Annotated in this window: 11 protein-coding genes; all 11 read left to right on the forward strand. The window is 36.5% G+C overall.

What is annotated here, in order from left to right; all coding sequences use genetic code 11:
• The first annotated feature begins 9 nt into the window (after positions 1-9).
• The 11 genes from QKW49_RS20965 (at position 10) to rfbB (ending at position 11,685) form a co-directional block, all read left to right on the forward strand.
• Complete coding sequence (locus tag QKW49_RS20965) at positions 10-876, forward strand: DUF6385 domain-containing protein (protein WP_282864589.1); 867 nt, start codon at positions 10-12, stop codon at positions 874-876.
• A 155-nt stretch (positions 877-1,031) separates the two neighbouring features.
• The gene (locus tag QKW49_RS20970; RefSeq protein WP_282864590.1) at positions 1,032-1,937 is read left to right on the forward strand and encodes a DUF6385 domain-containing protein; all 906 of its coding nucleotides are present in this window, start codon (positions 1,032-1,034) and stop codon (positions 1,935-1,937) included.
• Between the two features lie 168 nt (positions 1,938-2,105).
• Entirely contained in the window at positions 2,106-3,896 is a 1,791-nt protein-coding gene (locus QKW49_RS20975; RefSeq protein ID WP_282864591.1) for a TPR domain-containing glycosyltransferase, read from the forward strand.
• 114 nt (positions 3,897-4,010) lie between these two features.
• Positions 4,011-6,050 carry a glycosyltransferase gene (locus QKW49_RS20980; protein WP_282864592.1) on the forward strand — a complete coding sequence of 680 codons (2,040 nt, stop codon included), beginning with the start codon at positions 4,011-4,013 and terminating at the stop codon, positions 6,048-6,050.
• A gap of 25 nt (positions 6,051-6,075) precedes the next feature.
• Positions 6,076-6,945: a hypothetical protein gene (locus tag QKW49_RS20985; protein ID WP_282864593.1), complete on the forward strand. Its 870-nt coding sequence runs from the start codon at positions 6,076-6,078 to the stop codon at positions 6,943-6,945.
• Positions 6,946-6,985: 40 nt separating this feature from the next.
• A complete protein-coding gene (locus QKW49_RS20990) occupies positions 6,986-7,909 on the forward strand; it encodes a class I SAM-dependent methyltransferase (RefSeq protein ID WP_282864594.1) in 924 nt (307 codons plus the stop codon).
• The gene (locus tag QKW49_RS20995; RefSeq protein WP_282864595.1) at positions 7,902-8,627 is read left to right on the forward strand and encodes a class I SAM-dependent methyltransferase; all 726 of its coding nucleotides are present in this window, start codon (positions 7,902-7,904) and stop codon (positions 8,625-8,627) included. The genes QKW49_RS20990 and QKW49_RS20995 overlap by 8 nt, the downstream gene beginning before the upstream one ends.
• 174 nt (positions 8,628-8,801) lie before the next feature.
• The gene (locus tag QKW49_RS21000; RefSeq protein ID WP_282864596.1) at positions 8,802-9,059 is read left to right on the forward strand and encodes a putative Se/S carrier-like protein; all 258 of its coding nucleotides are present in this window, start codon (positions 8,802-8,804) and stop codon (positions 9,057-9,059) included.
• A gap of 113 nt (positions 9,060-9,172) precedes the next feature.
• Positions 9,173-10,237 carry a glucose-1-phosphate thymidylyltransferase gene (locus tag QKW49_RS21005; protein ID WP_282864597.1) on the forward strand — a complete coding sequence of 355 codons (1,065 nt, stop codon included), beginning with the start codon at positions 9,173-9,175 and terminating at the stop codon, positions 10,235-10,237.
• 9 nt (positions 10,238-10,246) lie between these two features.
• Positions 10,247-10,708 carry a dTDP-4-dehydrorhamnose 3,5-epimerase family protein gene (locus QKW49_RS21010; RefSeq protein ID WP_282864598.1) on the forward strand — a complete coding sequence of 154 codons (462 nt, stop codon included), beginning with the start codon at positions 10,247-10,249 and terminating at the stop codon, positions 10,706-10,708.
• On the forward strand, positions 10,708-11,685 hold the full coding sequence (gene rfbB, locus QKW49_RS21015) for a dTDP-glucose 4,6-dehydratase (protein ID WP_282868205.1): 978 nt from the start codon (positions 10,708-10,710) through the stop codon (positions 11,683-11,685). Before QKW49_RS21010 ends, rfbB begins: the two co-directional genes overlap by 1 nt.
• Positions 11,686-11,690 lie beyond the last annotated feature (5 nt).

Raw genomic sequence — 11,690 nt, forward strand, 5'->3', positions numbered from 1 at the left:
AGGTGATGCATGATGGAGTCGCTCACTATTAAACCTCAACTAGGTCTTGCACAGGTAAACTTAAATAATACGGATAAAAATATCAGTAACGTTGCTGCGATGTGCTTAGGAAGATTTGATACAAGCCATATTTATAGAATACTTTTTAAAGTTCCAATAACGACGATTCCGGATGATGTAACAATCGTTCAGGCCAGTCTTAAAATATATATTGCCGCTAGCGGAATAGGCCAGTCAAATCTAGTAACTCCATACCTATTGTCAAATGATTGGTTGATAGATAGTGTAACATGGAATAATCAGCCTGCATTTGATGGGTCTGTATCAGGAAGCACTGAAGACATAGGAGCATGTGGTGAGTATACTTTTGATATCACTTCTATTGTCAAAGCATGGTATGATGAAACGCATGTTAATTATGGACTAATCTTAAAAAATCGCGAAAGTAAAAATGCGACCTATGCGAAGGTGCTAACTGATTTACATAAATCATATGCGCCGCTTGTAGAAATAAAATATATATTCAGATGCAAATGTGAATGCAAAGTAATTTCAACACAATTTATTGAAACAGTAGAGGAGATGGATACGGATTCTTCTTATAGTTATTCGCTGACTAAAGATACATCAAAAACCAAAATGGTTACTTTTTTTATAAAGAACGAAGGGATGTATACGGTAACTGCTAAAATCCAAATCAGCCCGGATGGAATTAATTATTCAAATGATTATGGTGGTGTAGCGATCAATATAAAGCCAGGTGAAATGCTGCATGCAATTCCCGCAGTATTTTCAAAATATACTCGTTTAGCGGTAAAAAATACTGATAGTAGCCAATTATCAAGAGTAAAGATATGGTATCAGGCACAGCAGTAGCACTATTTCATATATGGAAAGTATGAAAAACGATGTTATAGATTTTATAGCATCTTTTTTTGTGAAACGATATAGAAAATCATCACAAATATGACTCGAGTTACATAAAATATATCAGATAATGATTATTGCACCCCGAAAGGAGGTGAATAATAATGCCAAATAATATAGTATTTAATGGAACTGCCGATCAACTTAAGACCCAGATAAGCGGTGTGGACGGTAATGGTAATACTGTACCTATTCTTACAGATGATAGTGGTAGGTTGGATCTTGGAACGGTTACAATTACTGCTGAGAACTTAGATATCAGACCGATCACGGGAACAACAGACAGTATCACCATCTGGAATTCTGTGGTAACAGTAACAGCTGAGGACTTGGATATCAGACCGATCACGGGAACAACAGACAGTATTACTCTCTGGAATACCGTGGTAACGGTCACAGCCGAAGACTTGGATATCAGACCGATTACCGGAACAACAGACAGCATCACCATCTGGAACTCTGTGGTAACAGTAACAGCTGAGGACTTGGATATCAGACCGATCACGGGAACAACAGACAGTATCACCATCTGGAATACGGTGGTAACGGTCACAGCCGAAGATTTGGATATCAGACCGATCACGGGAACAACAGACAGTATTACCATCTGGAACACGGTGGTAACAGTAACTGCTGAAGATCTTGATATCAGAGCGTTGTCAGCAGCGACAGATAGCATAAAGATGGCTTCGCGTCTGTTTACTGAAAGCACTACTACAATAGAGGGAGTTACCGACTCAGCAGGTATATTTGAACAAAATACCGGAGAGCAAAGTATGTATTCCTTCTATGTCTATAATACGGGATCGAATACACTAACCGTTCAATTACAAATTAGCCCGACAACCACTGACAGCTATTTTGCAGATGATCCAAGCGGTACAGTAGCTGTAACATCAGGAAATAAAGCTGCACTTGTAGCACAAAGATTCTTGCAGTATACGCGCTTATTCTATGAAACAAGTGGTGCAACCTGTACATTCGATGTATACTATAACGCACAGGTCTAGCCAGTCAGCATACTAATTAATCTGTAAATGGGTTAGGACATAAGGCTGAGCTTTTTTAACTTAGTTTTATGTCTTAATTTATTTTCATTGAACGTTATGCTCTCTATATTCATATATTAACATAGAGAAAGGAAAATTCAATCCGGAGGGATATTGAAGGGGAGAATTATGGAAAGAAAAAAGACTGTCAGCTTATGTATGATTGTAAAAAATGAAGAAAGATATTTGGAAAAGTGTCTGAAAAGTGTAAAAGGACTTGTGGACGAAATGATTATTGTAGATACAGGTTCTACAGACCGAACCGTTGAAATTGCCGGTAAAATGGATGCAATCATAAAGCATTACAAATGGGATAATAGTTTTAGCAATGCAAGAAACTTTTCCCTGCAGCATGCCAGCAAAGACTGGATACTATTGATGGATGGTGATGACGAGTTTAATAAAGAACACTATGACAAGTTTATCCGGCTTGTTAATACCTCGGTAAAAGATGGGCATTTTTTTAAAACTTTAAGTTTTACAGGAGAAAAGCCCGGAAAGGATATCGTTTCAAATCTTAATTTGCGGCTGCTGAAAAATAATAAAAAATACCGGTTTGCAGGTGCTATTCACGAACAGTTGACCCGGGTAAATGGAAAATTGGACTATAATGATTTTTCCAGTGAAGACATAGAGATTTTTCATTACGGATATCTAAGCAATGTAGCGGTAGAGAAAAACAAGCGGGAAAGGAATATTTCTATTATTGAAGAAGAACTGAAAAAAGACCCTTATAACCGTTTTCATCTATTTAACCTGGGAAATGAATACTTCGCTTTAGGAGATCAGAGAAAAGCTTTGGAACTATTTGACAGAGTGTATGGGAACTTGAATTTTAATGCAGGGTATTCATCCAAGTTAGTGATTAGACGTATCATGTGTTTTGATGAACTGCGGGAGTATAGCAATGCTTTAAAGGCTATAGAAGAAGGACTAAAGGCGTATCCTCAATTCACAGATCTGGAGTTAATAAGAGGACATATTTATTTTAAAAATAAACAGTATATCTCTGCTATAGAAAGTTTTAAAAAATGTATAGAACTTGGCCCTACGCCTATACAATTGGAGTTTCTTGATGGGTGTGGGACCTACCGGCCTTATCAGGCATTAGGTGAAGTATACTTACAAATAGAGGATTACCAAAAAGCTTTTGAATGCTTTGAAAATGTATTAAGGATAAATCCATCCTTACAAAGTTCGGTTTATAGAATTGGTAAGATACTGAATATATTATATGAAAACAAAAGATATGTATCTTATAGGTTATCTCAATATTTCAATTTGGAATATGTACCTAACCTATTATTAATTGCGGGTGTATTAATAAGTGAAGGCCTCTATGACATAGCAATGGGATATTTGGAGAAAGCAAGAGACCTGGATAAAAACAATAGTCAAGTAAATTTTTTGCTTGGTACCAATCTGTTTTATCAAAAAAAGGGTGTAGAAGCGGTTAAAATATTTACTGAATTACCTGAGAAAAGCAGTGAATATCAAGAAAGCCTGAAATATATATTTATATCCAGCCTTACCAATGATCTAAATCATATTCAAGCTGTAATTAATCGTATCAAACAAAGCAGTGAAGATTTTTTATATAGAATATACCTTCAACTATACAATGTTTTCTTAGGTAAAGAAGAAGTGATTCTGTTAGAAGAAGACGATCATGATAAGATTCTCAAAACAACACTGGAGATAGTAGCTGAACTGTTAAAAATTCAGGAGTTTGACACATTTGAAAAATTATTGAATGTGCTGAATGTTATAAATTCTAACAAGGTACTTCTGGAACTGGGAAAATTATATTACAATTACGGATTTAAGCAAATGGCGGTAAACGAGATTTTAAGATCTATAAAAGAATTGAGTGCAATTGACCCGGCAGGCGTGGAAATATTGTATAAAGAAATCCGATAAATTACTAAAATAGTTCGGAATTAAAATTCTAGTTCATATAGGCTAGAAAGATATAAGTTAGGAATTCTCAAATGCAGAACACCTAACAATGAACAAAAAATGGGAGTAGTGAAGATGAGGATGAAATATAAAGTATTGATCGGAAGTCCTGTACGGCAAGTACCGGACATTTTAAAGGAATTTCTAAAATCTTTAGATGAACTGGAAAAAGATAATATTCATGTAGATTATTTTTTTATAGATGATAATGATAACGACTTATCTAAGAAAGTATTAAAAGACTTTTCATCAACAACACTTTCTTTAAGAATCCTTTCTTCAAAAGACAAGAGAAAAGTAATCATTGAACAAGGTGATACCTGTAATAAATATATTTGTACCGAAAAAACCCATCAATGGAATGAGAATTTAATATGGAAGGTAGCGGTTTATAAGAACAGAATTATTGATTATGGTAAAAAAAAGTTTTACGATTATATATTTTTAGTAGATTCTGATCTTGTTTTACATCCGAAAACATTGAAAAGCCTGATTTCTGCTAAAAAAGATATTATATCTGAAATCTTTTGGACAAAATGGCAGCCGGATTCAGCTGAATTACCGCAGGTATGGCTGTACGATCAATATTCATTAATACCGCAAGGCAGAGGAGAGAAATTGACACAGGAAGAAAGCAGTATACGGGTTAATGGATTTCTCCAAAAGTTGAAAAAGCCGGGGATATATGAAGTCGGTGGTTTAGGTGCCTGTACTTTGATAAGCAAAAAAGCTATACAAAAGGGGGTGAGTTTTCAAGAAATACATAATGTATCTTTCTGGGGAGAAGACCGCCATTTTTGCATTAGAGCGGCAGCGCTGGGATTTGAATTATTTGTAGATACCAACTATCCTGCATATCATATTTACCGGCTGAGTGACCTTGATGGAATAGAGAGGTACAAAAAAGGACAGCAAGAAGAAAATACGCCGCAAAGCGGCTCACCTTCTGAACCTGGACAGGTATCAGCCATAAGGGCCGTTAGTCAGACTGATATATCCAATACAATTAAAGATTTTATTCAGAAATATTTTTCATGTGATTGTCGCATTGTAACCGGATTTGAAGGTCATAGATTTTTCACGCAAAAATATATTGGAAAATTGATGCAGAAACAGGATGCAGATGTCAGCTGCTTAATTAAGAATAGAATTAGGTGTGCAGCTTTTCCGTTGAGTATCGATGTCGATGTCGAGAAAGCAGCAGAAGGAACGGTAAAAGCAACAGCGGATTTTAGTATAAAATATATAGAAGAACAAGGTGAAAAAGAAAAAAGTTTTTCTTGTGATTTAATTTTAAAGGAATCAAACAGGTCTATATGGCAAATAGATTTTATATCTTTGAAAAATGCTACAGGGGCTGGATTATTGGGTCTTTCTCTTGCCGACTTGTTGGAAAACCGGGAGCGAACGAATAAAAGTTTGAACAACAAAGTGACACTCGCCATGTTGGTCCGTAATGAGGCCGGTAAATATCTCCACAAAGTACTATCTCATGCAGTGAAATATGTTGACAATATAGTAATTCTAGATGACGCAAGTGAGGATAATACGGTAGAAGTGTGCAGACAGATCCTCAAGGACATACCTTCGCATGTTGTTTCAAATAAACGGTCGAATTTCAGCAATGAAATTTCTCTGCGCAAACAGTTGTGGGATATGACGGTTAGTACAAATCCTGATTGGATTTTATGTCTGGATGCCGATGAAATTTTTGAAGACAGCATCATTGATTTCATACATCAATTAATTGATCAGCCTACTTTTGACTATTACTCCTTCCGGCTTTATGATTTCTGGGATGATTTGCACTATAGGGAAGACAGTTACTGGCAAGCGCATAAATACTACAGGACATTCTTAGTGAGATACCAGCCCAACTTCAATTATACATGGCACGAAACACCCCAGCACTGCGGCAGGTTTCCCAATAATATCAATATGCTGGAAGGGTGTCAATGCAATATCAGGCTGAAACATTACGGGTGGGCAACGGAAGCGTTAAGAAGAGAAAAATATAAACGATATATGGAGCTTGATCCTGAAGGAAAGTATGGAAACATGAACCAATATCGAACGATTTTAGATCCGAATCCAAATCTTATAAAATGGGAGTAATACAATAAAGTGAGGGATACTTTTTATGGAAATGATTTATACGCTTCCTTTTTTTATACGGGAAGAACCGGAATATTATGATTATGATTTAAAGATGGCAGAAGATTGTTTTACAAGTCTTCAACAGTCGGAAGATACGGTTATTGTAATGTATAACCAAGGATGTCTAACCAATGAAAATCTTAAGGATTTTTTGTCTGCATACCGCTTCAAATCGGTTATCCTTGGTTCAGGAGAAAACATTGGAATAGCACAAGCGAGGCAAATTTGCTTTGAATATATTTGGAATAATTATTGTGACGTGCCTTTTATCGCGGAGATTCATCTTGATATGATTTTTCCTGTGAATTGGCACCATTCCTTAATCGATTATTTAAAAAGTAATAATGAACCTATGATCTCACCGGGTATTGTAATAGAAGACGGAGGATTATATCCAATAGATGGGGATACAAAGAAAGTAGCAGTGCCACAGGAACAAGCAAAGTTGTTTTCTCTATTAAAACAACTGGAGAAAGAAGAGGTTCGGGAAGGATTTGTCCACCCTGTTATACATAGATCAAATGTATTAAAGGCGGTTGGAGGATACGACTGCCGTTTTTTTAGAGGGAAGCAATGCTTTGAGGATATGAGTTTGATTTTGGGTTACATATACTATATGGGATTGCGTGTGAACTGGAAACCAAAAGCGTACTTGAAATCATGGGTATATCATGCGGCAATGGTACAACGCAAAACTCTTGTTGATCGAGGGCAGGATTTTAATTTGAATTTAAATGGATTGTTTTACCAATATGGTGGATATGGATTTAAACAGCTATCCGAAATTTTCAAGAGTGATTCAACGTTTGAGACGTTCTTTCGAGATATTGTGAAAAATTATGAAAAAGTATAGAAAACTTTAAATGAGGTTTCGTTTAATTGAGGTGGTTGAAATGGAAGAAAATAATACTGAAATGAATAAAAAGATAGGTTCGTCTACCATCCAAATGAAAAGAACAGATACATGTCCGCTATGTAATTCAGAATTTACAGCCGGTTTTTATGATTACGAAAAATTTTCATTGATAGTCTGTAATAATTGTGGATTAGTTTTTCAGAATTGCAGTAATAAAGCCGATGTTAATCAATTAATATCTGAAGTTTATGATTTGAACTGGGTGAATATGCGCCATAAATATTTAAGAAATACTTTTATTGAGCATGCCACTTTTAATACTATGTTGTTGGAAATCTTCTGCCAAAGGAAAGGAAAACTTCTTGAAATCGGAGCCGGTACCGGAGAATTCCTTTTCTTGGCACAAGAGGCCGGTTGGGACGCAATTGGCTTAGAACCATCCCTGAAGGCTTGTCAATACGCGAAAGATAAATATGAACTACATTTGATCAATAATCTTTGGAATGCAAATCTTTTTGAGCAATCGGAATTATTTGATGTAATCGTGTTTTGGCATGTATTGGAACATATAGCCAACCCGGTAAGTTTTCTGAAGGAGTTATGGTCACGGCTCAATTCTGATGGACTCATTATGTTTAGTGTACCCAATAGAAATTCATTAACCAATAGTCTTTACAAACATTTTTCGCCCATATTTACGGAGCCGGACCATTTGTTTCATTACTCTGCTGATAACCTGTCAATGTTAATGGATAAGTCCTCTTTTAAAGTTATTTCGCTTTTTTCAAGAGAAGAGTTGAATCGCTTAAATACGGATATAGCAGTTAGCAATCAACGAGTGGGTTCACTTAAATCTACAAGTTTCGAGGAATCAATGAGTTTAATGGTTCGGTTACAGTCGGATTTTCAGGGACATGAGTTATTTTGCATTGCCCGAAAGAAAGGTGGGTCTAATGAGTGAAATATGGGATAAGATCTGGCAGCAGGAATTGGTAGAGTGGGATAATCTTTCGGCGGAGATTTATAGAGTACTAAAAAGAGAGATAGGGAATTTTAGCGGGAAAAGGATTTTAGATGCGGGGTCAGGCTCAGGACGTATTTCTTTAAGACTTGCTCTTGAAGGTGCTGAGGTTACGTTGTTGGATTATTCAGATAAAGCTTTGGAGGTTTCACAGAAATATTTTAATCAACACGGTGCTGCAGCGAATTTTATTAAAGCAGACCTGACAAAGCCATTGCCTTTTAAAGAGAGTACTTTTGACATTGTCTGGAATGGCGGGGTCATGGAACACTTTCGGTTGGAAGATCAAATTGCTATCACAAAAGAATTCTCACGGGTTGCTAAAGAATTTCATACATTTAATCCGAATGCACAAAGCTTTTTTTACCGGTTAGGGAAATGGGTTGCAGAATCTGCAAACATCTGGCGGTATGGGGTCGAATATCCTGTTAAAACCATGAAACATATTTTTGAGCAGTCTGATTTTACACTCCAAAAGGAGTATTCCATTGCCCATATGGTATCACTTGATTTTTTAGTATATCTTAATGGGGGTAATAATGTGGCACAGGCTGTACAATTATATCTACAGAGTCTGGATGAGCAAGAACAAAGTGGAATAATGGAACAGATGGGAGGGTATCTGCTATACTCAAAAGGATGCAAAGAACTAAAGTAAGCTTTGCCCAATAATTATTTGCCTCTACAGTTAGCCGGTAGAGGTTTATTTTTGCTGTAATCTTTGATAATTGCAGTTCACTTTTATATAGATATTACATAATATGAATTATCAATAAATGAGATAGAATATTCTGCATTCAAATAATAAACAATTTATAGAGGAGTGAATTATATGGATTATTATCTGGCAATATACTCATCAGTGACATTGGCTAACAGGGTCAAAAGAAATATGCCCAGAGATGGAGAGTACGTAGGAGTCGTGCATACACCCAGATCTATTACTAAGGGCGGCTGCAGCTATGCACTCCGGTTTAAACAACATAAGTTATCCAAGGTAAAACAGGTATCTGAAGAATACGGTATAAAAATAAAAGCATTATATAAAGAGAGTATGAGTAATGGGCAAAAAGTATATATGGAATATTAGAAAGAGAGATACCAGAGATCGTGGCTGGTATCTTTTATTTTAAGTAAAGGTAACATAATTTTTTTTTTGTCATATGATAAATATGAAAGAAAATGTAGAAGAAGGTGAGTTTTATGAAAGCGCTGATTCTATGTGGCGGTACAGGTTCAAGGCTTCAGCCCATTACATTTACGAAAGCGAAACAATTAATTCCTGTGGCCAATAAGCCGGTGATCTATTATGCGATAGAGGCAATGGCTAAAACGGGCATATCAGAAATCGGGATCATAGTGGGAGATGTAAAAAGTGAGGTTATACAGCATGTTGGAAATGGCCGACAATGGGGCGTGAATATCAGCTATATAGTTCAACAAGAGCCTCTCGGGCTGGCACATGCGGTAAAGGTTGCACAACCATTCCTTAAAGAAGAAGATTTTCTAATGTTTTTGGGAGACAATCTTATATGGGATGGGTTAGAGCGATTTATTGATCAATTCTACAATAAAAAAATGAATGCACTGGTTGTATTAAGTAAAGTGAATGATCCCCAAAAGTATGGTGTCGCCGTATTGGAAAACGGAGATATTGTGGAATTAGTTGAAAAGCCAAAGAAATATGTAAGTGATATGGCCATTGTCGGGCTGTACATTTTTGATAAAAATATTTTTTCTGCAATAGAAAGTATAAAACCTTCCTGGCGCAATGAACTGGAAATAACCGATGCTATTCAGGAAATGGTGAAGAGGGGATATAAGGTAGGTTACAGTGAATTAGAGAAATGGTGGAAAGACACGGGCAATCCCCGGGATATACTGGAAGCCAATCAAAGGATGCTTGATGATATTAGCAGCCGTAATGACGGAATAGTAGATCAACATTCGGTTTTACAAGGAAAAGTCATCATAGGTAAAGATACAAAAGTAGTTAACAGTATGATTAGAGGGCCGGCAGCTATAGGAGAAAAAAACACAATCAGAGATGCATATGTCGGTCCCTACACGGCTATTGACAGAGAATGCACTATAGAAAGTGCGGAAGTGGAGAACAGCATCATCATGGAGAACTGTGCGATTATCAATATTAAAAGCAGGATTAGCGACAGTTTGATTGGCAGCAATGTAGAAATCATAAGCAATGATGAGCTGCCGGCAACCGCTTCTTTTGTTATCGGAGATAAGTGTAAAATCAAGATCAAGTGAGGCGATTTTATGGAATTAATTGAAGGAGTAAAAATTAAAAAGCTCAAATGTATACCCGATGAGCGGGGAAGGCTAATGGAAATACTTCGTAATGATGATGAGCTATTTATTAAATTTGGTCAGGTTTATATTACCGCTGCATATCCGGGAGTGGTAAAAGCTTGGCACTATCATAAAAAGCAGACCGACCATTTTGTCGTGTTAAAAGGGATGATGAAGGTAGTACTCTATGATGCACGGGAGGGCTCCTCTACTTTTGGAAAGATTAATGAATTTTTTATGGGAGAGTCAAATCATATATTGCTTCAAATACCTAATGGAGTGTTTCACGGGTTTAAATGTATAAGTGAGCAAGAAGCAATGGTACTAAATATTCCTACAGAACTGTATGATTATTCTCAACCTGATGAATATCGGATTCCACCTCATGGAGATGATATTCCATACTCGTGGGAAAGGAAAGATGGATGATGAAGAAAATTTTAGTGACAGGCGGCTGCGGCTTTATAGGAAGCAATTTCATACGACATCTGCTACAATTACAGGATGATATCTTTATAATAAATATCGATAAGCTCACTTATGCCGGAAATATGAGAAATCTCTCGGATATTAACGGGCTTAATAACTATGCTTTCATCCGACAAGATATATGTCATGATGATGCAATGCAGGCCATCTTTAAACAGGGAATAGATTACGTTATTAATTTTGCGGCAGAATCACATGTGGACAGAAGCATTGAAGATTCTCAAGTTTTTATCAAAAGTAATATTTTAGGGACACAAGTTCTTCTAAATAACAGTTTAAAGTATGGCGTAAAAAAATACATTCAGATTTCTACTGATGAGGTATATGGATCACTATCTTTAGATGGTACAGATGCTTTTGCTGAAGATACCCCTTTATCCCCGCGTAACCCTTATTCCGCAACTAAAGCAAGTGCCGATATGTTGGTCAAATCCTATTACCATACCTATGGACTGCCCGTAATGATTACACGATGTTCAAATAACTATGGTGAGTTCCAGCATCCTGAGAAGCTGATCCCTAAAACAATCGTTAATGCAATAAGGGAGCAGCCTATAGGCATTTATGGTGATGGATTGAATGTAAGGGACTGGATATATGTTCAAGACCATTGCAGCGCTATTCAAAGGGTACTAGAGAAAGGAATTGCGGGAGAAGTTTATAATATAGGCGCAAATTATGAGATTTCTAATATTGATATAGTAAAGCACATATTGAAACATCTCGGGAAAACAGAAGACTTGATTAAATTTACAAAAGACCGGCCGGGACATGACAGAAGATATGCTATGAACTCCGGAAAGATACAAAGAGAGCTGGGATGGACACCAAAGACTGACTTTCAAATAGGAATCGCTAATACAATTGAATGGTATATGCGAAACAAGGACTGGTGGAAATCTGTTCAGCAAAGATAGTCTAA

The sequence above is a fragment of the Petroclostridium sp. X23 genome (assembly GCF_030013905.1).
Taxonomy (GTDB): Bacteria; Bacillota; Clostridia; order SK-Y3; family SK-Y3; genus X23.

Bases quoted from the DNA above. Each gene is read 5' to 3' on its own strand.
- QKW49_RS20965 (WP_282864589.1), top strand. From the start codon at position 10: ATGATGGAGTCGCTCACTATTAAACCTCAACTAGGTCTTGCACAGGTA.
- QKW49_RS20970 (WP_282864590.1), top strand. From the start codon at position 1,032: ATGCCAAATAATATAGTATTTAATGGAACTGCCGATCAACTTAAGACC.
- QKW49_RS20975 (WP_282864591.1), top strand. From the start codon at position 2,106: ATGGAAAGAAAAAAGACTGTCAGCTTATGTATGATTGTAAAAAATGAA.
- QKW49_RS20980 (WP_282864592.1), top strand. From the start codon at position 4,011: ATGAGGATGAAATATAAAGTATTGATCGGAAGTCCTGTACGGCAAGTA.
- QKW49_RS20985 (WP_282864593.1), top strand. From the start codon at position 6,076: ATGGAAATGATTTATACGCTTCCTTTTTTTATACGGGAAGAACCGGAA.
- QKW49_RS20990 (WP_282864594.1), top strand. From the start codon at position 6,986: ATGGAAGAAAATAATACTGAAATGAATAAAAAGATAGGTTCGTCTACC.
- QKW49_RS20995 (WP_282864595.1), top strand. From the start codon at position 7,902: ATGAGTGAAATATGGGATAAGATCTGGCAGCAGGAATTGGTAGAGTGG.
- QKW49_RS21000 (WP_282864596.1), top strand. From the start codon at position 8,802: ATGGATTATTATCTGGCAATATACTCATCAGTGACATTGGCTAACAGG.
- QKW49_RS21005 (WP_282864597.1), top strand. From the start codon at position 9,173: ATGAAAGCGCTGATTCTATGTGGCGGTACAGGTTCAAGGCTTCAGCCC.
- QKW49_RS21010 (WP_282864598.1), top strand. From the start codon at position 10,247: ATGGAATTAATTGAAGGAGTAAAAATTAAAAAGCTCAAATGTATACCC.
- rfbB (WP_282868205.1), top strand. From the start codon at position 10,708: ATGAAGAAAATTTTAGTGACAGGCGGCTGCGGCTTTATAGGAAGCAAT.